At 68.0% G+C, this 21,978-nt stretch carries 19 protein-coding genes, 1 tRNA gene and 2 pseudogenes; 12 read left to right on the top strand and 10 right to left on the bottom strand.

The window, feature by feature from the left end:
- On the top strand, positions 1-898 hold an 898-nt coding region (locus IMZ29_RS11465), incomplete at its 5' end, for an ABC transporter ATP-binding protein (protein ID WP_371820241.1).
- Positions 885-1,589, top strand: coding sequence for an ABC transporter ATP-binding protein (locus tag IMZ29_RS11460; RefSeq protein WP_216183826.1), 705 nt, complete (start codon positions 885-887; stop codon positions 1,587-1,589). The genes IMZ29_RS11465 and IMZ29_RS11460, both read left to right, overlap by 14 nt.
- A gap of 42 nt (positions 1,590-1,631) precedes the next feature.
- On the opposite strand, the gene IMZ29_RS11455 is transcribed toward IMZ29_RS11460, so the two are convergent.
- The 3 genes from IMZ29_RS11455 to IMZ29_RS11445 all read right to left on the bottom strand — a co-directional run bounded on the left by IMZ29_RS11455 (position 1,632) and on the right by IMZ29_RS11445 (position 4,090).
- Positions 1,632-2,150, bottom strand: a complete 519-nt coding sequence (locus tag IMZ29_RS11455) for a MarR family winged helix-turn-helix transcriptional regulator (protein WP_216183824.1) — start codon at positions 2,148-2,150, stop codon at positions 1,632-1,634.
- A gap of 137 nt (positions 2,151-2,287) precedes the next feature.
- Complete coding sequence (locus IMZ29_RS11450) at positions 2,288-2,773, bottom strand: AtaL-like protein (RefSeq protein WP_216183822.1); 486 nt, start codon at positions 2,771-2,773, stop codon at positions 2,288-2,290.
- Positions 2,774-2,893: 120 nt separating this feature from the next.
- Positions 2,894-4,090 carry an acyl-CoA dehydrogenase gene (locus IMZ29_RS11445; protein WP_216183820.1) on the bottom strand — a complete coding sequence of 399 codons (1,197 nt, stop codon included), beginning with the start codon at positions 4,088-4,090 and terminating at the stop codon, positions 2,894-2,896.
- A gap of 280 nt (positions 4,091-4,370) precedes the next feature.
- Between IMZ29_RS11445 and IMZ29_RS11440 the strand changes: the two genes are divergently transcribed.
- Entirely contained in the window at positions 4,371-5,273 is a 903-nt protein-coding gene (locus tag IMZ29_RS11440) for a LysR substrate-binding domain-containing protein (protein ID WP_216183818.1), read from the top strand.
- 151 nt (positions 5,274-5,424) lie between these two features.
- Positions 5,425-5,501 (top strand) — tRNA-Asp (locus IMZ29_RS11435).
- Positions 5,502-5,634: 133 nt separating this feature from the next.
- On the opposite strand, the gene IMZ29_RS11430 is transcribed toward IMZ29_RS11435, so the two are convergent.
- Entirely contained in the window at positions 5,635-5,862 is a 228-nt protein-coding gene (locus tag IMZ29_RS11430; protein ID WP_216183816.1) for a hypothetical protein, read from the bottom strand.
- 117 nt (positions 5,863-5,979) lie between these two features.
- Here IMZ29_RS11430 and IMZ29_RS11425 point away from each other — a divergent pair, with 117 nt between their 5' ends.
- Positions 5,980-6,495: a DUF421 domain-containing protein gene (locus IMZ29_RS11425; RefSeq protein WP_216183814.1), complete on the top strand. Its 516-nt coding sequence runs from the start codon at positions 5,980-5,982 to the stop codon at positions 6,493-6,495.
- On the opposite strand, the gene IMZ29_RS11420 is transcribed toward IMZ29_RS11425, so the two are convergent.
- A complete protein-coding gene (locus IMZ29_RS11420) occupies positions 6,492-7,457 on the bottom strand; it encodes an AraC-like ligand-binding domain-containing protein (protein ID WP_253207048.1) in 966 nt (321 codons plus the stop codon). The genes IMZ29_RS11425 and IMZ29_RS11420 overlap by 4 nt on opposite strands.
- A gap of 224 nt (positions 7,458-7,681) precedes the next feature.
- Here IMZ29_RS11420 and IMZ29_RS11415 point away from each other — a divergent pair, with 224 nt between their 5' ends.
- Complete coding sequence (locus tag IMZ29_RS11415; protein WP_216183812.1) at positions 7,682-9,133, top strand: aldehyde dehydrogenase; 1,452 nt, start codon at positions 7,682-7,684, stop codon at positions 9,131-9,133.
- 30 nt (positions 9,134-9,163) lie between these two features.
- On the opposite strand, the gene IMZ29_RS11410 is transcribed toward IMZ29_RS11415, so the two are convergent.
- Positions 9,164-10,489: a fimbria/pilus outer membrane usher protein gene (locus IMZ29_RS11410; RefSeq protein WP_216183811.1), complete on the bottom strand. Its 1,326-nt coding sequence runs from the start codon at positions 10,487-10,489 to the stop codon at positions 9,164-9,166.
- Between the two features lie 107 nt (positions 10,490-10,596).
- Complete coding sequence (locus IMZ29_RS11405) at positions 10,597-11,514, bottom strand: LysR substrate-binding domain-containing protein (protein WP_216183809.1); 918 nt, start codon at positions 11,512-11,514, stop codon at positions 10,597-10,599.
- Positions 11,515-11,638: 124 nt separating this feature from the next.
- Between IMZ29_RS11405 and IMZ29_RS11400 the strand changes: the two genes are divergently transcribed.
- From IMZ29_RS11400 to IMZ29_RS11390, 3 genes are all read left to right on the top strand, one after another.
- Complete coding sequence (locus IMZ29_RS11400) at positions 11,639-12,577, top strand: dihydrodipicolinate synthase family protein (protein ID WP_216183807.1); 939 nt, start codon at positions 11,639-11,641, stop codon at positions 12,575-12,577.
- Positions 12,578-12,692: 115 nt separating this feature from the next.
- Positions 12,693-13,658, top strand: coding sequence for a Bug family tripartite tricarboxylate transporter substrate binding protein (locus tag IMZ29_RS11395; protein ID WP_216183805.1), 966 nt, complete (start codon positions 12,693-12,695; stop codon positions 13,656-13,658).
- Positions 13,648-14,358: an SDR family NAD(P)-dependent oxidoreductase gene (locus tag IMZ29_RS11390; RefSeq protein WP_216183803.1), complete on the top strand. Its 711-nt coding sequence runs from the start codon at positions 13,648-13,650 to the stop codon at positions 14,356-14,358. The genes IMZ29_RS11395 and IMZ29_RS11390 overlap by 11 nt, the downstream gene beginning before the upstream one ends.
- 11 nt (positions 14,359-14,369) lie before the next feature.
- On the opposite strand, the pseudogene IMZ29_RS11385 reads toward IMZ29_RS11390, so the two are convergent.
- Positions 14,370-15,898 (bottom strand): annotated as a pseudogene (locus tag IMZ29_RS11385) (helicase HerA-like domain-containing protein).
- 294 nt (positions 15,899-16,192) lie between these two features.
- Here IMZ29_RS11385 and IMZ29_RS11380 point away from each other — a divergent pair.
- On the top strand, positions 16,193-17,401 hold the full coding sequence (locus IMZ29_RS11380) for an NAD(P)/FAD-dependent oxidoreductase (RefSeq protein ID WP_216183802.1): 1,209 nt from the start codon (positions 16,193-16,195) through the stop codon (positions 17,399-17,401).
- A 7-nt stretch (positions 17,402-17,408) separates the two neighbouring features.
- Entirely contained in the window at positions 17,409-18,263 is an 855-nt protein-coding gene (purU, locus tag IMZ29_RS11375) for a formyltetrahydrofolate deformylase (RefSeq protein ID WP_216183799.1), read from the top strand.
- An 85-nt stretch (positions 18,264-18,348) separates the two neighbouring features.
- On the opposite strand, the gene IMZ29_RS11370 is transcribed toward purU, so the two are convergent.
- Together IMZ29_RS11370 and IMZ29_RS11365 are read right to left on the bottom strand one after the other, a co-directional pair.
- A complete protein-coding gene (locus IMZ29_RS11370) occupies positions 18,349-19,317 on the bottom strand; it encodes a Bug family tripartite tricarboxylate transporter substrate binding protein (protein WP_216183797.1) in 969 nt (322 codons plus the stop codon).
- A 42-nt stretch (positions 19,318-19,359) separates the two neighbouring features.
- Positions 19,360-20,933 (bottom strand): annotated as a pseudogene (locus tag IMZ29_RS11365) (sulfatase family protein).
- Positions 20,934-21,034: 101 nt separating this feature from the next.
- Here IMZ29_RS11365 and IMZ29_RS11360 point away from each other — a divergent pair.
- On the top strand, positions 21,035-21,943 hold the full coding sequence (locus IMZ29_RS11360) for a LysR family transcriptional regulator (protein WP_216183795.1): 909 nt from the start codon (positions 21,035-21,037) through the stop codon (positions 21,941-21,943).
- Positions 21,944-21,978 lie beyond the last annotated feature (35 nt).

The raw sequence follows: 21,978 nt of genomic DNA, 5'->3' as shown, positions 1-21,978 counted from the left end.
CGCAGGCCACCCGCGCGAGCGCCGCTCCCGCTGCGCCGCCCGCCTCGGTGGCTGCCCGCGTCGGGAGGGCGGCGTCATGAGCGCATTGCCAGAGGATGCCGCCGCCAGCGCACCGGCGGGTGCCACGGCGCTGTCGCTGCGCGACGTCACGATGCGCATCGCGGGCCTGGTCGCGCTCAACGACGTCACGCTGGACGTGCAGCCGGGCCAGGTGGTGAGCCTGATCGGGCCGAACGGCGCCGGCAAGACCACCGCGTTCAACGTGATCTCGGGCTATATGCGGCCCACGGCGGGCAGCGTCACCCTGTTCGGTGAGGAGATCGTGGGCCGTGCGCCTCACGAGATCGCCGCGCGCGGGCTGGTGCGCAGCTTTCAGCGCACCAGCGTGTTCGGCCAGAGCACGGTGTTCGACAACCTGCTCACGGCCTATCACCTGCAGGGGCGCGTGGGTCTGGTGCGCTCGCTGCTGCGCTTGCCGGCGTTCCTGCGCGAGGAGGCCAGGCTGCGTGCGCAGGTCCAGACGATGCTCGATTTTCTCGGCCTCGCCCCCCGCGCGCATGAACTTGCCGCCAACCTCGCCTATGGCGAGCAGCGTCTGCTCGGCGTGGGAATCGCGCTGGCGGCGCAGCCCCGGTTGCTGCTGCTGGACGAGCCCGCAGCCGGGTTGAACCCGTCGGAAACCGACGCGTTCAAGGCCATGATCCGGCGTATCAGCGAGCAGGGCATCACCGTACTGCTGGTCGAACACGACATGCACATGGTGATGAGTATCTCGGACGACATCGTCGTTCTCAACCAGGGGCAGCGCATCGCCGCGGGCCCGCCCGCGGTGATCCAGCAGCATCCGGAAGTCATCCGCGCCTATCTCGGATCGGGGCTCAAACGTGCTCAAGCTTGAAGACATCAGTGTGCACTACGGCAGCACCGTGGCGGTTGATCACGTCTCGCTCTCGGTGGAGGAGGGCGAACTGGTCACGCTCATCGGCGCCAACGGCGCGGGCAAGTCCAGTACCTTGCGCGCCATCAGCGGGCTCGAACCGCTCAAGGGTGGCAGCATCACGTTCGAGGGCTGGCCCATCGAGCGCGCGCGCCCGCAGGACATCATCGAACGCGGCATCGCGCACTGCCCGGAAGGGCGACGGGTCTTTCCGGCACTGACGGTGCGCGAGAACCTGGAGATGGGGGCCTATCGGCGGCTGGATCGGCAGCGTGCGCGGGCGGACCTGGATGGCCTGCTCGACCGTTTTCCCCGGCTGCGCGAGCGCCTGGCGCAGCCCGCCGGCACCTTGTCCGGCGGCGAGCAGCAGATGCTCGCGATTGCGCGGGCGTTGATGGCACGGCCCCGGCTGCTCATGTTCGACGAGCCGTCGCTCGGCCTGGCGCCCAACTTCGTCGAGCAAGTGTTTGCCCTGGTCGACGAGATTCGCGCCGAGGGCACGACGGTGCTGATGGTCGAACAGAACGCCTACGCGGCGCTGGAGTTGTGCGATCGATCCTACCTGTTGGAGACCGGGCGAGTGGTGTGCGAGGGCGCGGCGCAGGACATGCTCGCCAACCCGGAGATCCGCCGCGCGTATCTGGGAGGGTGAGCAAGGCGCGCCGCGTGTGCTTGGTGTGCCGTGGCGCCCGGTCTACAGCCGGAACTGCACGGCGCCGGCGTCGTTGTTCGCCTCGACCAGGCGCACCAGTTGCAGCATCAGAACGTCGCGCTCCTGCGCCGAGAGCGGATCGAGCGTGCGGTCGTGCGCGCGCTGCACGGCGGGCGCCATGCGCCGCACCAGCGCCTTGCCGGCGCGCGTGAGCTTGACGAGCCGGACGCGTCGATCCTCTGGGTGGGGGCGGCGCGTGACCAATTCGCGCGTCTCCAGGCGGGTCAATACCTCAGCCACGGTCGTGCGTTCGAGCCCAATCTCGCGCGCGATGCTGATCTGATCGAGTTCGCCACGGCGGTTCAACGCCGTGAGCAGGCTGTACTGCACGGGCGTGATGCCGCTCGCCCCAGTCTCTTCCTGGAAGAGCGCGCCGTGGATCTGATGCAGGCGTCGGATCAGAAACCCCGGCCGGCCAAGCAATGGCGAGCGTTCACGGGCGCGTTCGAGTTGTTCGGCAGGGGAGTCAGGCGGGAGGACTGGCTGGTGTTCGGCGTGCATGGCGGCACAAGGACGATCTGTGATCCCCTATTATGAGGCATGCCACCTATATCGGCCAAGACGGGGACGTTGCGCGGCTGGCACGCGGCGCCTGGGCCATCCGCCATGACGCCTGGACGGCCGCAGGTCGCCTGGTGTCAGGCCATCCCGCCCGAGGCCAGCTCGCGGATCCGGCTCACCGTATCCATGTCCATGGCCTGGCAGGCCTGCTGGCGCAGTTGGCGCTCGTCGTCGGACAGGACCTGCTCGGCGGCGTCGCCATCGTCCCATTCGTAGGTGAAGCGCACGAAGATCGACAGCGGCTCGGGCTCCTCGATCTGGGCGGTGGCCGTGCACTTCGGCCATTTGTCCGTCGCCGCGACTTCGACGCGGGTCTGCTCCATGGGATCCAGCGTGACCCGGTCGTGGACTTCGAAGCTGCCGAAGTGCAGGGTGCGCGCGAGATGTTCGCGGCCGGTGTCCTCACGCTGGTGATCTTCGATCGCGCAGCCTTCGAGACCGATGATGAAGTGGGCGGGGTCGTAGGCGCGCAGCGCCAGACCGCGCCACACCTGTTCGCGCGAGAGCAGCGGCAGAGAGGGATCGTGCGGGGCGTTGATCTGGATGATGTGTTCGAATCGCATGGATCGGCTCGCGGGGCGGGCAGAGTGGCTATGCCACGATGATAGGCGATGCAAAACGACGGGGCCGCGCAAGGCGGCCCCGTCTGCACCGCAGGCCGCGAGGCGGCCTGCCGTCCTACCTCAGTTGCCGAAGGCGGCGATGCCGGTCTGGGCGCGGCCAAGGATGAGGGCGTGCACGTCGTGCGTGCCTTCATACGTGTTGACCACTTCCAGGTTGACCAGGTGGCGGGCCACGCCGAACTCGTCGGAGATGCCGTTGCCGCCCATCATGTCGCGCGCCAAGCGGGCGATGTCCAGGGCCTTGCCGCAGGAGTTGCGCTTGAGGATGGAGGTGATCTCCACCGCGGCGTTGTCCTCGTCCTTCATGCGCCCCAGGCGCAGGCAGCCCTGCAGGCCGAGGGCGATCTCGGTCTGCATGTCGGCGAGCTTCTTCTGGATCAGCTGGTTGGCGGCCAGGGGGCGACCGAACTGCTTGCGGTCGAGCACGTACTGGCGGGCTCGGTGCCAGCAGTCTTCGGCGGCACCCAAGGCGCCCCAGGCGATGCCGTAGCGCGCCGAGTTCAGGCACGTGAACGGACCCTTCAGGCCGCGCACTTCCGGGAAGGCGTTCTCTTCCGGGCAGAACACGTTGTCCATCACGATCTCACCCGTGATCGAGGCGCGCAGGCCGACCTTGCCATGGATGGCGGGGGCGGTCAGGCCTTCCATGCCCTTCTCGAGGATGAAGCCGCGGATCGGGCCCACGTTGCCGGCCGTGTCCACTTCCTTGGCCCACACGACGAAGACGTCGGCGATGGGGCTGTTGGAGATCCACATCTTGTTGCCGACGAGCTTGTAGCCGCCGTCAGTCTTGTAGGCGCGGGTGGCCATGGAACCCGGATCCGAGCCGTGGTCCGGTTCGGTCAGGCCGAAGCAGCCGATGAATTCGCCGGTGGCGAGCTTGGGCAGGAACTTCTGCTTCTGTTCTTCCGTGCCGAAGGCGTTGATGGGCACCATCACCAGCGACGACTGCACGCTGGCCATCGAGCGATAGCCCGAATCGACGCTTTCGATTTCACGGGCGATCAGGCCATAGGCCACGTAGTTCAGGCCGGGGCCGCCGTATTCCGGCGCGATCGTCGGGCCGAGCAGGCCGAGTTCGCCCATTTCACGGAAGATGGCCGGGTCGGTCTGCTCATTGCGGAAGGCGTTGAGCACGCGCGGGGCGAGCTTGTCCTGGCAGTATGCGCGCGCGGCGTCGCGGATCATGCGCTCTTCGTCGGTGAGCTGCTGGTCGAGCAGGAACGGGTCGTTCCATTGGAATGCGGCGTTCGCCATGGGATGTCTCCAGAGAGGCGGATGCGATAACGGTGGGGCCGGCCTGATGCCCGCAGGGCAGGCGGCCGATCTCGCGGCCGTCGAAGGCGGATGGCCGATGGTAATCGCGCGTGGCGGGCCGGCGCAAGCGAGTAATATGCAAGCAGTTATGTGGTTTATGCATGACTCGGCGGCAGCATGCAGGGAGCACGGGTGGCGAGATGGCATCGGCACTTTCTATGTCTGTCATGCAGCTGCTGGCGATATTCCATCGTGGGCTCGAATGCCGGATTGACATGTCATGAGACGAAAGATCCCTTCCACGCAGGCGCTGGCCTGTTTCGAGGCCGCGGCCCGGCACGAAAGCTACACGCGCGCGGCCGAGGAACTCGCGATGAGCCAGGGCGCGGTGTCGCGCCAGATCGCCGCCCTTGAGGGCTTCCTGGGCGCGGCGCTCTTTCGCCGGACGCGGCACGGCGTGGTGCTCACCCCTTGCGGCGCAGACTATGCGCGTCAGACGGGCCGACTGCTGGCCTCGCTCGAACGCGCCACGCAGGATGCGGCAGGGTTCCAGGGCGGCGGTTCGTTGTCGCTGGGCGCCGTGGCCACCTTCGCCACGCGCTGGCTCCTGCCGCGTTTGCCGAGGCTCGCCGCGCGGCATCCAGAACTCACGGTGCACCTGGAGACGCGCACGCGGCCTTTTCTCTTTGCGGACACGGATTTCGACGCGGCCCTGTATGCGGGTACGCCTGAGCAGGTGGCCAACTGGGCGGGTGCGAGCGCCACGCTGTTGATGCGCGAAGACGTGGTGCCGGTGTGCAGCCCGACGCTCTCCGGCTTCACCCCAGGCATGCCACCCGCCGCGCTGGCCACGTTGCCGCTATTGCAGCAGAGCACGCGTCCGCAGGGGTGGCGGCAGTGGTTCGATGCCGCAGGGGTGATGGCGCCGGACGCCTTGCGGGGTCCGCGCTATGAGCTCTTCTCCATGACGGCAGTCGCAGCGGTGCACGGGATGGGGCTCGCCCTGATTCCTCGCATGTTGATCGACGACGAATTGGCCCGTGGCGATCTGGTTGTCGCGTGCGACTTGCCTTTGGTGGGTGAGCGCAGCTATTATCTCGTCGCTCCCGCTCAGCGCGAGGAACGTCTGGCCCTGGCGCAGTTTCGCGCGTGGTTGCTGGACGAGGCCCGAGAGGTTCGCTGACAGGGACTTGCCGAAGGTGGGTCAGACACGGCGAAGAAAATTTTCATCAATTTTCATCACAGTGTTTGACAACTTCAAAAACCTGGGGCATAATTCATTTCTCTGCTGAAAACGCAGCAGAAAACGAAGTCAAGCAGTACCAGATGTACCTGGAGCGGTAGTTCAGTTGGTTAGAATACCGGCCTGTCACGCCGGGGGTCGCGGGTTCGAGTCCCGTCCGCTCCGCCAGATACCGCAAAAAAGCCGCCCTCGGGCGGCTTTTTTGTTTTGTGCGGCTTTGTTTGAGTTGCTGCACGTATTGCTGCGAGATCCCGCGCTGTCTATGGCCGGCGCGAGGCGCCAGCCCGCACCGGTGCGGCCCTCAGGCGTTCAAGGTCTCGGTAGTGGCGAGCGGCCGGCTCGCCCAGACGATGGTGCCGTCGCTCAGACGGAAGCGGTTGCCGTCCAGTCGCGCTGCCGCGCGGCCCTGCAGATCGCAGCAGGCCGGATGATCGGCAGTCAGACCCGGTTTCCCCGTCACCTCGTCAGACACCAGCAGGGTGATCAGGTTGGCCTTCGCGTCAGTGACGTGGATTTCCTTGTAGGTCATGGATCTTCTCCTGAGCCCAGCAGAGGGCCGGTCAAATACCTAAAGCAATCGGCGTGCCCAAGCTGGCCTCGCCGCGTCCCGGCATACTGGCAGGGTCTTCATTCCCGTAGCCCCGCCATGGACTTCTTCGATCTCTTCACCCCCGAGGCCGGTTTTGCCGAAATGGCGCTGCGCGGCACGGTCATGTACTGGTTCCTCTTCCTGTTGCTGCGCCTGTCGGGCCGGCGTGACATCGGCTCGCTGAGCGTGGCCGATCTGCTCGTGCTGGTGATGGTGGCCGATGCCGCGGGCGACGCCATGTCCGCAGGCTCCAAGTCGCTGGCGGATGGGATGTACGTGGCAGCGACGATCGTCGGCTGGAGCGTGATCGTCGACCGGTTGGGTTATTACGTGCCCTCATTCCGGCGCTTCATCGAACCCAGCCGGGTGTGTCTGGTGCGTGATGGCCGCATCGTGGCGTCGGGCATGCGCCGCGAGCACCTGACCCGTTCAGAATTGATGGAACAGTTGCGGTTGAAGGGCGTCGCTTCACTCGGCGAGCTTCGGCGTGTCTATCTCGAGGCGAACGGCGAGTTCAGCATCATTCGCCGCGATGCGCCGACGGCCGGGCAATCCACCCTGGGCGGAGACTAGCGCCCGGCACGTGGCGGCCGCTGGCGAGCGGTTTGCCGAAAGGCACTGGGCGACATGCCCGCATGCTCGCGAAAGACCCGGCTGAAGTGCTCGCTTGCGTTGAAGCCCCACGAGAAGGCGATATCGGTGATGGTGAGTCCGGCCAGGGTGGGGTCGGCCAGGTCGTGCATGCACGCCTGCAGCCGACGGTGCTGGATGTCCTGGGCGAGCGTGCGACGCTGACCGCGCCACGCCGCGTGTAGCTGGCGCTTGCTGCATCCGAGGGCTTGCGCGATGGTGTCCAGGTTCAGGCCAGGGTCGCGCAGATGGCGTTCGACGAATCCCTGGATGCGCGCGTGCCGTTCGTTGACCTGCGTGGTTTCGGTGTGCCCGGCCAGCGTTTCCAGCGACAGACGCACGAGATCCGTGACCATGGTGCTGGTGGCATGCGCTGCGGGCGCTGACAGATGCGCCAGCTCACGCGCGGCAGCACGCATGGTGTCCAGCGCGAGGCGCCCGACGCCTTGCTCGCCGCCCACCTGTCGGCCCATCAACGGCGCGAGCGCGAATCCGCCCTGCGCGAGCCGCGCCTTGGGCAGCATGATGATGAGGTGCTCGGATCGCCCGGGGTTGGTGACTTCGTAGCCGCAGGTGGTGTCATAGATGGCCCAGCCTCCCGGACCAACCTGCACCTGACGACCGTGCTGTTCCACCGTGGCGACGCCCTGCCACGGCGCGACGATCTTCACGTATCCCCCCGTGCCGGCCTGACGCGCACCGCGTTGCACCCGGTGGCGATCGGCCTCGAGGTGCGTGACGACCAGTTCGCCCAGCCGCGCCGAGCGCAGGCGCGCCTGGAAGGTCGGGTCGCCGTAGACGTCCGAATCGAGGCCGTCGAACAGATGCGCCATCCAGCCGCGCCAGGCGGCGGGGGTGTCTGCCGCCGCGATCGCATCGGTGGACAATGCCAGTTCGTGAACCATGTCGAGCCCTCCGTGGTGACCTAGCCTACCAGATGGGCAGGCCTGGGCCGGACAGGCATGGGGATACGCCCAGGGAAAACCCCGCCGCGTGTGCACGATCCGTCAAGTGTGGGGCGCCGTGACGGTCAAGCGGGGCAGAGACGCTGGCGATATCGTGGGTGACCCGCGGGTGCCCGCGCGATCCCCGGACGCTGCGCGACGGCCGACCTTCTGAGGAGAACGGAATGAACCAGATCCAGATGTTGATGGGCGGCGAGCGCCGCCCTGCGTCGAACGGCGCCACCTTCGAACGTCGCAACCCGCTCGACGGCGGGGTGGCCACGCGAGCGCCAGCGGCGACTGCCGAGGATGCCGTCGCCGCCGTGCAGGCCGCGGCCGACGCCTTTCCGGCGTGGGCGGCCCTGGGGCCCGGCGAGCGACGCGCCTTGCTGATGAAGGCGGCCGATGCGCTGGAATCCCGCACGGAGGCCTTTGCCACGGCGATGGCCGGCGAGACCGGCGCGTCGGGCCTGTGGGCGGGCTTCAACGTGCATCTGGCGGCCGACATGCTGCGCGAAGCGGCGGCCATCACCACGCTGGTGGGCGGTGAGGTCATCCCGTCGAATGTGCCGGGCAGCCTTGCCATGGGCGTGCGTCAGCCGGCCGGCGTCGTGCTGGGCATTGCGCCCTGGAACGCCCCCGTGATCCTGGGGGTGCGTGCCGTCGCCACGCCGCTCGCCTGCGGCAACACCGTGGTGCTCAAGGGCTCCGAGCTGTGCCCGGCCACGCACGGGCTCATCATCGATGCGCTGCAGGACGCGGGCCTGCCGGCTGGCGTCGTCAACTTCATCACGAATGCGCCGGCCGATGCGGGCGCCGTGGTCGAGGCCATGGTCGCGCACCCGGCGGTGCGCCGCGTGAATTTCACGGGCTCCACCCGCGTGGGCCGGATCATCGCGCACACCTGCGCCGAGCATCTGAAGCAGGTGGTGCTGGAGCTGGGCGGCAAGGCACCGCTCCTGGTGCTGGACGATGCAGACCTGGATGCCGCCGTGAACGGCACGATCTTCGGCGCGTTCGCCAATTCCGGCCAGATCTGCATGTCCACCGAGCGCATCGTGGTGGACGAGAGCATTGCCGACGACTTCGTCGCACGGCTGGCGGCGCGCGCCCAAGCCCTGCCGCTGGGCGATCCGCGCCAGGGGCCCGTCGTATTGGGCTCGGTGGTGGATCAGGCCACGGTGGAACATTGCAACGCGCTGATCGACGATGCGCTCGCCAAGGGTGCGCGCCTGGTCTGCGGGGGCAAGGCCGAGAACACGCTGATGGCCGCCACCCTGCTGGACGGCGTCACGGCTGACATGCGCATCTATCACGAAGAAACGTTCGCCCCGGTCAAGGCCATCGTGCGCGTGCAGGGCGAGGAGGCGGCGGTGGCCTGCGCCAACGACAATGCCTTTGGCTTGTCCTCGGCCGTCTTCACGAAGGACACGGCACGCGGCTGGCGCGTGGCCAACCGCATCCAGGCCGGCATCTGCCATGTGAATGGTCCCACGGTGCATGACGAGGCTCACATGCCCTTTGGCGGCGTGAAGGATTCGGGCTATGGCCGCTTCGGCGGCCGTGCCGGTATCGACGCCTTCACGGAACTGCGCTGGATCACGCTGCAGACGGCACCGAGGCACTATCCGTTCTGACGGCAGCAAGGGCGTCTGGCGCGGCGCGCGTCACCAAATCGTGGATTCGCGCGCGTAGGTCTCGGACAGCCCCGCCTCCACGCGCACGCCCTCGTCGACCCGAAACGAGCCGGCGCCGCGCACGGTGGCCGACGACGTGGCCCGCTGGTCGATGCCGGGGCCGAAATCGAACAGGGGCTGCGGACCCGCGCGGGCCACGGGCCCCAGTGGCAGGCGCACGCCCACGTACAGGCCGAAGTCCGAGGCGTGATCCAGATCGGTGTAGGCGCTGGTGTACCAGGACAGGCGCCGGCCGACCTGTGTCGCGTGGCCCACGTTGAGCAGGCGCGACGCGTCATCATGCGTCGAGCCCAGGTCTTCCGGGCTCAGGCGGACGTAGGTGACGCGCAAGGTGCTGCGCGCCTGGGGCATGGCGAGCGACACGCCAACGGTATCGATGCGGCCGTGATCCGTCCGCTCGCGCCCGAGTTGCTGGCGGGCGAGGCTCAACGCATCGTTGAAGCCGCTCGTGCGCCGCTGCGTGCCGGCAAAGTAATCCAGCGGGCCCAGGCTGCCGCGATACGTGGCCATCACCTGGTTGCCGCGGCCCAGGCCATCGCGACTGAACGAGGCGGCGAGCCCGACTTGCCCCAGACTCCCCAGGTCACCGATCACGCCGGCGCCCTGGTGCACCAGGCTGTCGCTGGATTCCACGTAGGTCTCGGCAGTGAGCTGATCGAACACGCCATAGCGCAGGCCGGCGGACACCGTGGGGGTATCGGCGTACTGCGACTCGGCGGAGCCTCGATTGAGCTGCAGATAGCCGGACTGGGCGCCATATTCGGTCACGCCCTGGCGCAGGACGTCGGCGGCCCCCGCGCCGGGCAGGGCGGGGATGGCATCCCAATTCCAGGCGTTCGGATCCACGTTGCGCAGGAGGCCCGGGTCCGGGGTGATGGCTTCGATGGTGTCCATGGCGACACGCCCGGCGCGTCGCCGGATCTGGACCCCGGTCACGTCATACGACCGGATCCAGCCGACGCTCGTGCCCGCGCGGAAATCCCCGAGCCGATAGGTGAGGCCGCTTGCGGCGTGCTGGTAGCGCCAGTAGGTCTCGCCGCGCCAGGCCTGGCGCTCGCCCAGGCCCGAGTCGTAGCGGGAGTAGCCCGATTGCACGAATTCGCCCCAGGGCGAACCGATGCGGGTGCGCAGGATGCCGTTCAGTACGTGATCGGACGTCTCCGCATCACGCAGCGTGCCTTCGAGTGCGTAGTCCACGCCCAGGCGCCACGGGGCGGCCACCGCTGGCGTGGCGGTGGCGAGCAGGGCGGCTCCCAGCAGGAAACCGCCGAACCGGTGGGCATGGCAGGACATCATGGCAATGAAGGCTTGGTTCGCTCCTCCCGTGCTCTCTTGGCACGTTCGTCGTCGAGGCCTTCATCGTACAAAAGGTCGCCGGCTGTGGCAAAACCGCCTGGCGCGCCTCAGACCGGCGTGTCGGACAGCCGCTGCCAGAGCCCTTCGGCGGCGGGCGCCAGTTCCGTCGGCTGGCGGTACAGGCGGATCTGCACGGGCACGGCCCACGCGTCTTCGCCTGCGGATCGCAGGCGCCCCTCGTCGAGCTCAGTGCGCACCAGACTGTGCGGCAGCCAGGCCATGCCGCGTCCCTGCAGCACCATCGCCTTGAGCAGCAGCGCATGGTGCGCCGTGAAGACTTCGCTCACCTCGCGGCGCGCCAGCAATTGGTGGCGCAGGATGCGTCCCAGGGCCGAGGCCTCGCTGTAACCGAGCAGGGGCTGCGCGGCGAGGTTGCTGTCCTCCAGCAGGATCGGCGGCTGGCCTGGGGCGGGTGGCGCGGCCACGGGCACGAGCGTGTCGTGCGCCAGGACGCGCGAGGGCAGCCCCAGCTCATCGGCCTTGTTGGGTACGGCCGGGTGCGCATGGCACAGCAGGAACTGGACGCGGCGTTGCATGAACAGGTCTTCGCAGGCCTGCAGGCTGTCGGACATCAGGTGGATGGGCCCCGTGCCTTCGCCGCCCTCGAGCGTCGTCAACCATTGCGGAAAGAACGTGAGCGAGAGCACATGCGTGACGGCAAAGCGCAGACTGGCGGCCGCTTCGGCCTGGGCCGCGCAGGCCTTGATGCGGGCGGCCTCGAGCGCAGCCAGGATGTCGGCGGCGAGGCCGTGGAATTTTTGCCCGGCAGCTGTGAGTTCGGTGGGATGACTGCTGCGATCGACGAGATCGACGCCCACCCAGGTCTCCAAGGAACGGATGTGACGGCTGAAGGCGGGCTGGGCGATCGCCCGCACGGTGGCTGCCCGCGAGAAGTTGCCGCTGTCGGCGAGCGCCATGAAATCTTCGAGCCAGTCCAGATCGAGTGGACGGTTGCCTGGGCCCATGGCGGCGCTCCTCGTGAATAGTTGTATGCGAATCGAGTATTGGACGCTCGGGGCCGGCGCGGGAATCATGCGGTTCAACGGCTGCGCGAGGCCCATCGCCGCCAACCCCCACGGAGACATCACCATGCCGAGCATCGACAATTATCGCGGAATCATCCCCGCCATTTCCTGCCCCTTCACCCCGGATCACCGCATCGACGAGCCGGCCTTGCGTCGCCTGGCGACTTGGCTCGCCGGGCACGACGGTGTCGTGGCCGTCATGACCAACGGCCATACCGGCGAGGTGTTCTCGCTGACCCCCGCCGAGCGTGCGGAAGTCACCCGCATCGTCGCGGACGAGCTCAAGGGCGCGCTGCCGGTGGTGTCGTCCATCGTGTGCGAAGGTCTGGCCGAAGCCGCGGAACACGCCCGCGCTGCCCAGGCTGCCGGCGCCAAGGCGCTGGACGTCATGCCGCCCCACCACTGGCTGCGCTTTGGCTTCACGTCCGGTCACGCGCTGGCCTACTTCGAGGCGATCCACAAGGCCGCGCCCGAACTCGATCTGGTCTGCCACGTCTACCCAGCCTGGACGCGCGCCTCCTACAGCTCGCAGCTGCTTGCTGACCTGGCCCGTCTGCCTTACGTGCAGGCTTTCAAGGTGGGTCAGCGCGACATGAACAAGTACGCGCGTGACATCCAGGCCATCCGTGACGCGGATCCGAGCAAGGCCATCCTGACCTGCCACGACGAGTACCTGCTTGCCTCGATGGTGCAGGGCGTGGACGGCGCGCTGGTGGGCTTTGCCACGTTCATTCCGCAGCTCATCATCGACCTGTGGAATGCCGTGAAGGCGGGCGACCTGCGCCAGGCCCAGGCCATCCAGGCCGTGATCACGCCGTTGAAGGACGCCGTCTATGGCGGCGGCGAGCCCACGGGCGAAGCTCACGCCCGCATGAAGACCGGCATGTACCTCGCCGGCGTGCTGGATTCGGACACGGTGCGCCCGCCCACGGAAGCGCCGAACGAGCGAGAAATGCAAGCCTTGCGCGACGCCGTGGCGCAAGCCGGCCTGCTGCGCCGCTGATCGCAGAACGCGCCCCGGGTCAGGCATCCGGCCCGGGGACCGGGGCGCGCGCAGGACGAAGGAACGCTGGGGCCGGCACCGCATTTCTGACACATAAGAAGAACCGGAGACTCGCATGAACAAACGTCGCTTTCTGAGCGCTGCCGTGGCGGCATGCGCCCTGGTCGCTGCCGCACCTACGCTGGCGGCCACCTATCCCGATCGTCCCATCCGCATGATCATCCCCTTCCCGCCGGGCGGCACGCTCGACGTGGTGGGGCGCATGCTGGCGCAGAAGCTTTCCGAGGATCTCGGCCAGAACGTCATGGTCGAGAATCGGCCAGGCGCCAATGGCATGATCGGTGCCGATGCCGTGGCCAAGTCGGCCGCGGATGGCTACACCCTGCTGTTCAGCGCGTCGACCTTCACGTCCGCGCCGATGACGATGAAGACCGCGCCTTACAGCGTCGAGAACGACTTCGCGCCCGTGGCGCTGGTGGCCAAGGCGCCGCTCTCGGTGTCGATCAACAAGGATCTGCCGATCAAGGACGTGGCTTCGCTGATCAAATATGGTCAGGCCAACCCGGGCAAGCTCACGTTCGCCGTGGGCTCGATCGGCTCAGCGGGCCACCTCTCGACCGAGCTGCTCAAGCGCGCGGGCAAGCTGGACTACCTCATCATTCCGTACAAGGGCACGGCCCCGGCCTTCCAGGATCTGGTGGGCGGGCGCATCGACGGTTTCATTGATCCGATCCTGGGCGCGATGTCGTATCACCAGAGTGGCATGCTGCGCATCGTGGCCGTGACGTCCAAGGACCGCGTGCCGACGCTGCCGGATGTGCCGACGGTGGCCGAGACCGTGCCCGGGTATGAGTTCTACAGCTGGTACGGGCTGTGGGGTCCGAAAGGGCTCGCGCCCGAGATCGTCGAGAAGCTCAACGGGGCGGTCAACACGGCATTGAAGGGTGACATGGCGACCACGCTGCAGGCGCAGGGTCTGCTCATGACGCCGGGCAGCGTGGACGACTTCAAGGCCTTCCAGAAGCAGGACATGGGGATCTCGCAGAAGATCATCACCGAGGGCAACATTCGTGTCGACTGAGCCCGTGCCCGGCGTTGCCGTCGTCACCGGCGCGAGCGCCGGCATCGGGCGGGCCATCGCCGAGCGGCTGCTGGGCGACGGCTGGCGCGTGACCGGGCTGGACGTGGCGCCGCCCACGCTGGCGCATGCCGGCTTCTCGCATCGGCCGGTCGATCTGACCGACGCCGCCAGCATCGACGCGGCGGCGCAGGTGATCGGGGTGCCGGATGCCTTCGTGCATGCGGCCGGGGTGCTGCGGGTCGGTGCCCTGGGCGCGCTGGATGCACGTGGCGGCGAACTCATGTGGCGTCTGCACGTGGCGGCCGCCGAGCGCCTGGCCAATGCCTGGCTGCCGGCGATGGCCGAGCGCGGCCACGGCCGAGCGGTGCTGGTCGGCAGCCGCGTGTCGCAAGGCATGCCGGGCCGCAGTCAGTACGCGGCCACCAAGGCGGCGCTGATCGCGTTGTCACGCAGCTGGGCGGCCGAGCTGGCGCCGCACGGCGTCACGGTCAACGTCGTGTCGCCCGCGGCCACGCGCACCGGCATGCTGGCCGATCCGGCCCGGGCGGCGAGCCTGCCGCGCCTGCCACCGATGGGGCGGCTGATCGAGCCGGCGGAAATCGCGGCCCTGGTGGCGTTCCTGCTGTCGCCGGCGGCTGCGCCCATCACGGGCCAGGATATCGCCGTGTGCGGCGGCTCGTCGCTGCCCACGCCGGCCTGAGGTGGCCGCGCTCAGCGCTTGCGGGTGAGCGAACCCAGGATGCCGCGGGCGATCTGGGTGCTCAGCGAGCGTGCGGTGCTCTTGGCCACCGTCTGCACGATGCCGTCGCGCTTGCCGCCACGCGGGCCGGTGGAGCCGAAGAGCAGGTCGCTCAGCCCGCCCATCCAGCCACCGTCTGCGGTGCCTGCCGGACTGGGTGGATTCGGGGCGGGGGCGGGGCTTCCGGAGGGCATTGGCTTGCCGGCTGCAGGCGGCGGGCTCTCGTCGGCCGCGCGCCGCTGCAGGATCTCGTAGGCCGATTCGCGGTCCACCGCGAGGTCGTAGACGCTGCCGACCACCGAATCCGCGCGCACCTGCGCACGTTCGTCGGGCGTCGCCGGGCCGATGCGACTGCCGGGCGGTGCGATGAAGGCGCGTTCGGTCACGCTTGGCCGGCCTTTTTCGTCCAGCAGGGATACGAGGGCCTCGCCCACGCCCAGCTCCGTGATCGCCGCCTCCAGATCCAGGCCGGGATTGGGCCGCAGCGTCTGCGCCGCCGTGCGTACGGCCTTCTGGTCGCGCGGCGTGAACGCGCGTAGCGCGTGTTGCACGCGGTTGCCCAGTTGCCCGAGCACGGTGTCGGGAATGTCCAGGGGATTCTGCGTGACGAAGATGACGCCCACGCCCTTGGAGCGGATGAGGCGCACGACCTGCTCGATCTTCTCGAGCAGCGCGGGCGGCGCATCCTTGAAGAGAAGGTGGGCCTCGTCGAAGAAGAAGACGAGCTTGGGCTGCGGCGGGTCGCCCACTTCCGGCAGGCGCTCGAAGAGCTCGGCCAGCAGCCACAGCAGGAAGACGCCATAGAGCCGGGGCGTGGCCATGAGCTTGTCCGCAGCGAGGATGTTCACCACGCCGCGCCCGTCGCGCGTCTGCATGAGATCGTCGACGTCGAGCATGGGCTCGCCGAAGAAGCGGTCGGCGCCCTGGTCCTGCAGCGCGAGCAGACCACGCTGGATGGCGCCCACCGATGCCGCCGACACGTTGCCGTGCGTCGTGCGCAGCGCCGCGGCGTTCTGCGACACGTAGTGCAGCATGGCGCGCAGATCCTTCAGGTCCAGCAGCAGCCAGCCGTTCTCGTCGGCGACCCGGAACACCAGCGAGAGCACGCCCTGCTGCGTATCGTTCAGGCCCAGCATGCGCGCGAGCAGCAACGGGCCCATGTCGGACACGGTGGCGCGCACCGGATGGCCTTGCTCGCCCAGTACGTCCCAGAAGGTGGCGGGGCTCGCGCCCCAGGCCGGCTCGGGCAGGCCGAGGCTCGCCAGGCGTGCCTGCAGCTTGGGATTGGCGGAGCCAGCCTGGGTGATGCCGGAGAGGTCGCCTTTGACGTCCACCAGGAACACCGGGGTGCCGATGCGGGAGAAGGCTTCGGCCATCACCTGCAGCGTCACGGTCTTGCCGGTGCCGGTGGCCCCGGTGATGCAGCCGTGGCGATTCGCCAGGCCGGGCAGCAGAGCGATGTCGCGGTCGCCCGCGCGGCGATGACGAGGGGATCAGGCATGGGGCCTCCGGCGGTCTGACGGGGCAGGGCACCCCGCAGGAATGGCTTTCGTGATGGTAGAGCAAAACGGGGCGGCAACGCGCATTCGCCAACGGCGCGGCTGACGAGCGTCCGGGACGTCTGCAGCGCGCGACTGGCGCCTGCGTGGCTCGGCCGGCAGCGCGGCTGGCCCGGCCAGCCTTTATACTGCTCGATTGCCTTGCCGCCGTGTGTTTGGCCGTGCCTCGATGACACGGCCGCCGGCGTGCGCGGGCCGCGCCCGCGCTGCGCGCCCGCTAGAACCTGGAGAGTCGGATGCAGAAGGTGGTTATCGTCGGAGGCGGTCATGCGGCCGCGCAGCTGTGCGCGAGCCTCATCGAGGGCAGTTTCGCCGGGAAGGTCACGCTCGTGTGCGAGGAATCCAGCCTGCCGTATCACCGTCCTCCGCTGTCCAAGACCTTCATCAAGGATCCGGCGGCCGAACCTCAGTTGCTGCGTGCCGAATCCGTCTATCAGGAGGCCGGCATTGACGTGCGCCTGGGCGACGCCGTGACGGCCATTGACCGCGCCGCGCGCCGCGTGACCTTGGCCTCCGGCGCCACGCTGGATTACGACGCGCTGGTGCTCGCCACGGGCACGCGGGCGCGCAAGCTGCCCGACGTACCGGAAGACACCGAGAACCTCGTCTACCTGCGCAACACCACGGATGCGCTGCGTCTGCGCGATGCGCTCGGCGCGGCGCCCTCCGTCACCGTGCTGGGCGGCGGCTTCATCGGCCTGGAGATCGCGGCCACGGCCGGCCATCTGGGCAAGCCCGTGACCGTGTTCGAGGCGGCTCCCCGCCTCCTGGCGCGTGCCGTGTCGCCGGAAGCCTCCGCCCATGTCGCCGAGACGCTGCGCGAGGCTGGCGTCACCGTGCGCCTGGGCGTGACCGTGGATGGCTTCGAGCGCGACGGCCATCGCATCTGCGCTGTCACCGTGCAGGGCGAGCGCCACCCCGTGGATCTGCTCGTGGCCGGCATCGGTGCCATACCCGAGACGGCCCTGGCCGAGGCGGCCGGTCTTGCGTGCGACAACGGCGTGGTGGTCGATGACCACATGCGCACCGCCGATCCGGCCATCTACGCCATCGGTGACTGCACCTCGTTCCCGTATGCGCGCTGGGGCAAGACACTGCGCCTGGAATCCGTGCAGAACGCGAACGACCAGGCGCGCACCCTGGCCAGCGTGCTGCTCGGCCAGCCGGCACCTTATGGCGCGCTGCCGTGGTTCTGGTCCGACCAGGGCGCGCTGCGCCTGCAGATCGCCGGCCTCGCGCCGCCCGACACCGAGCGCGTGCTGCGGCCCGGCGCCAAGCCCGGCAGCTTCTCCGTGCTGCACTTCGCCGAGGGGCATCTGGTCTGCGTCGAGTCCATCAACGCCCCCATCGATCACATCGCCGCCCGCAAGCTCCTCGAGCAGGGCAAGAATCCGCCGCGCGAGCAACTCGCCGATCCGGCCGTCCCCTTGAAGTCGTTCCTCTGATCCCGCCATGGCCCGCCAAGACTACATCCTTACCCTGTCCTGCCCGGATACCACCGGCATCGTGCACCGCGTCTCCGGTGTGCTGTTCGATCTGGGCTGCAACATCCTCGACGCCCAGCAGTTCGGCGATTCGGGCAGCGGCCGCTTCTTCCTGCGCGTGCATTTCTCCGCGCCGGAAGGCCTCGGGCAGGGCGCCCTGAACCAGCGCTTCGAGACGCTCGGCGCGGATTTCGCCATGGATTGGCAGATCCACGACGCCAGCGAGCGCGCCCGCGTCATGATCATGGTCAGCAAGCAGGGCCACTGCCTGAACGACCTGCTGTTCCGCGCGCGCAGCGGCCAGCTGCCGGTGGAGATCGTGGCCGTGGTGTCGAACCACCCGGACTATGCCGAAATGGCGGCCTCCAACGGCATCCCCTTCCACCATCTGCCCGTGACGCCGGCCACCAAGGCCGAGCAGGAGCGCCAGGTGCTCGCGCTCGTGGACGAACTCGACGTGGACCTGGTGGTGCTCGCGCGCTACATGCAGATCCTGTCCACGGACATGTGCCACGCGCTGGCCGGGCGCGCCATCAACATCCACCACAGCTTCCTGCCGAGCTTCAAGGGCGCGCGCCCGTACCACCAGGCGCATGAACGCGGCGTGAAGATCATCGGCGCCACCGCGCACTACGTGACGGCGGATCTGGACGAAGGCCCGATCATCGAGCAGGACATCGCCCACGTCGATCACACCATGACGCCGGACGACCTGACCCAGGTGGGCAGCGACATCGAATCGCGCGTGCTCGCGCGCGCCGTGCGCAGCCACGTCGAGCATCGCGTGATGCAGAACGGGCACCGCACGGTGGTGTTCCGCTGACACGCGGCGAAAGGCCGTCTCCAAATAGCAGACGGCCTGGCGTTCGTGTGGCGAGGGGCGGCGATGTGCCGCCCTTGCCACGCCGTCAATCGAGGCGGATGTTGCCGCGTTCGATCACAGTGTGCCACCGGTCCGCAGCTGTCTTCAGCCAGGTCGTGGCGCGCGCCGCATCCGTGGACACCGGCGTGATCGCCAGCGGGACCAGGGTGGTGCGCACCGACGCATCCGCGAAGGTGTCCGCCAGGATCTTCTCCCAGGTCGACCGCACGGACTCGGGCGTACCCTTGGGCGTCATCAGAACGAACGCGAACCCGACGTCGAAGTCTTTCAGGCCGACCTCAGCGGCGCTCGGCACGTTGGGAAGCAACGGTTGGCGCGTCTGGCCAGGGACGAGCAGCGGGACGAGCTTGCCCGACTCGATGAACGACAGGGCGGTCGGCAGCGCCAGAAACCCCACCGGCACTTGCCCGCCAACCAGGTCGATGAGCGCCGGTGCGTTGCCGCGGTAGGCGACGTGCGTGCCTTGGATACCTGCCTTTTCCTTCAGCAGTTCGTAGGGCAGGTGCCCCGGCGAGCCGACACCGGCCGAGGCGTAGGACAAATCTTCCGCCTTGGCGCGTGTCACGAAGGCCGCATAGTCCGGCGTCTGCAAAGAGGGGTGGGTGACCAGCACCTGCGTGAACTCGCCGGCCAGACCGATCGGGACGAGATCGGTGGCGGGATCGAACGTCATCTGCCGGAAGGCCGACGGATTGACCGTCACCAACGTATCCAGGGTCATGAGCAACGTGTAGCCGTCTGGCGCGGCGCGCGCGACCGATTCGGCGCCGATGTTGCCCGACGCCCCCGCGCGGTTGTCGACGACCACCGTGCCGCCGAGCTTGTCCCCTGCCTGCTTGGCGAGCAGACGTGCCACCACGTCCAGTGGTCCGCCAGCGGGGAAATTCACCACGATTCGCACAGGCTTGTCAGGGTACGTGGCGGCGGTGGCAGGTGCGAATGGGGCGGCCAACGCCGCACAGACGGCGAGGCAGCGGAAGATGCGGTTCGACATAGGGTGTCTCCTGGATTTGTCGTGTACGTATGAAAGCGCGGATCAGGCGAGCGCCGTGGGATTGGGGCTGGTGTCCGCATGCGAGATCATGGTCTTGAGCAGGGTGTGCATCAGGGCTTCCCGTACGCTGCGGTAGGCGCTGTCTTCCCAGCGGTTGTGCAGTTCACCGGGGTCGGACTCGAGGTCATACAGCTCAGCCCACTCGGTGCCTTCGTACACGCTCAGGCGGTAACGGTGCGTCTGCAGCGTGCGCATGCGGGTGCGGTAGGGGAAGTCGAACAGCACGCGCTGGTTCTCCTCTTCGATCAATACTGCGTCGCGCACTGCCTCACGGCGGCCGGCCATCGCATCGAGCAGTGATTGCCCCTGCATGCCGTTGGGCGGCTTGCAGCCGGCCCTGGCCAAGATGCTCGGCGCCAGGTCGATGGTCGAGCACAGCGCGGGGCTGCGCCCGGGCCGCGCGCCCGGATCGGCCCAGATGAGCGGCACGCGGGTGAGGCCCTGGTAGTGGAACGGGCCCTTCCAAAGAAGCTGATGATCCCCGAAAAAGTCACCGTGATCGCTGGTGAAGATCACCACCGTGTTCTCGGCGAGACCGAGCGTCTCCAGGTGAGCGAGCACCTTGCCAATCGTGTCGTCGATGTGTGCAATCGAGCCATAGTTCAGCGCGAGCGCTCGCGCACCTCGCGCTCGGTCGCGGCAAACATCGCCGGCGTGTGCTTGACGGCACGGCCGGCGTCCCGCTGCGCATGCATCCACCCAAGGTGAGGCATCGGGCCGTCGTGGGCTGCGCCGTAAGACGCTGGCAGCGTCATGTCCTCGGGACGGAACATGTCCCAGTAGCGCCCGGGCGGGGTGAAGGGATGGTGCGGATCCGGAAACGAACATTGCAGGAAGAAGGGGGCGTCGCCCTGCGCATAGCGCGACAGGTGGGCACAGGTCTCCTGTCCGATCCAGCTCGTGGTCGACAGCGCCTCGGGCACGCGGGTACGCCATGCCTGCCGGGCCTCACTCAGGGCGAAGTCCGGTGTCGGAATGGCATGCGCCTGTCCCGTGACGGCGGCGACTTCCGGGTGTTCCTGCTCCAGCCAGCGCCGATAGTGACCGCCTGCGGTATCGCCATGATCGATCACCAGCCGAACGTCTTGGAACCCATAGAACGGTAGCGTCATGTCGTGGTCTGCCCGCTCGCGCCAGGCAGGCCCCCATTCCTGGTCGAAGCGGCCAGGTTCGGGTGTGCGCGCCTCGCCTTCAGTCGGCGCGTCCTGCGGGCGTGGCCAGCTGGGCGGGAAGCCACTCATGTTCTGCAGATGCGACTTGCCGATCAGGGCTGTGCGATACCCGGCATCGGCCAACCGTGACACGAAGGTGGTCTCGCGCAAGGGCAGCGGGATGCCATTGTGTCTGGCGCCATGCACCGATGGCAGCCGTCCTGTGAGCAGGGAGGCGCGGTTGGGCATGCAGATGGGGGAGGCGACATAGCAGCGCTCGCCCACCCAGGCCCGTGCGGCCAATGCATCCAGGTGAGGGGAATGCACCGTGGTGTTGCCGTAGGCGCCGAGGTGGTCGGCGCGCTGTTGATCCGTGATGAAGACCAGGAAATTGGGCCGTGACATGACGATGGAGTCTCCGCAGTACGAAGGGCGATTCTCCATGACAGGTACCATGTGCGAAAAGTGAATAATCAGCCATTCACCATAACTTCGAGGTTATTTCCATGGACTGGACGCGACGGCTCAGCCTGCGTCACTTCGATACGCTGGTGAGAATTGCGGACGCGGGTAATCTGACACGGGCGGCAAGCGCCATGGGCATCTCTCAGCCGGCGCTATCCAAATGGTTGCGCCAGCTCGAAGCCGACACGGGCGTGCCGCTGTTTCACCGCCAACCCCGTGGCGTGACGCCGACCGAGTACGGGGCAGCATTCATTGCCCGCGCGCGTCTGGTGCTGAACGAGATGGCACGAACAGGAACTCTGCTCGCGGACATGGCCTCCGGCGGCACGGGCATGCTGGCGATTGGCGCCACCCCCGTGGCCCTGACTGACCTCCTGCCCGAAGCGATCCATCGCTTCCAGCAACGCCGGCCGCGCGTTCGCATCCAGGTCGTCGACGGCTCGCTGGACACGCTGCTTCCGGCACTCGAAAGCGGCCAGCTGGATTTCGTCCTGTCGCGACTGGACCGCGCCGGCGGAGAGCACGTCGCTCAGGAAGTGCTGTACGAGGAGAACATCGCGCTCGTGGCGGGCCCGGACCATCCCTTGGCGGGCAGGCCGAGGGTCACCTGGGCGCAGGCGCTGGCGTATCCGTGGGTAGGTCCACCCGCGCACAGCCCGCTGCGCGCAGAACTGGATCAGGAGCTGGCCCTGGCCGGCCAGCCGCACCCGCAAATGAGGGTCGAGACAGCCTCCACCGTGCTCGTGGTGTCCCTGTTGCAACGTGGACAGATGCTGGCCGTCATCTCGCGCCGGCCTGCGTTGCATTTCGCGGCGATCGGCAGCCTGAGCATTCTCGATCTGCCGATCCAGCGGAAAAGCCAGGTCGGGCTGATCTGGCGTCGTGAGCGACAGACCGAGCCGTTGCTCGATACGATGCGCGAAGTGCTGCGTGAGGTCGCCAGCGAGTGACGCACACCACGGTGCGGTGTGCCGAGTCGGTGGCG

It is taken from the genome of Verticiella alkaliphila (assembly GCF_018904615.1).
Classification (GTDB): Bacteria; Pseudomonadota; Gammaproteobacteria; order Burkholderiales; family Burkholderiaceae_B; genus Verticiella; species Verticiella alkaliphila.
Note: the sequence above shows the minus strand (reverse complement) of the source record. Positions and strands in the feature narration are given on the sequence as shown.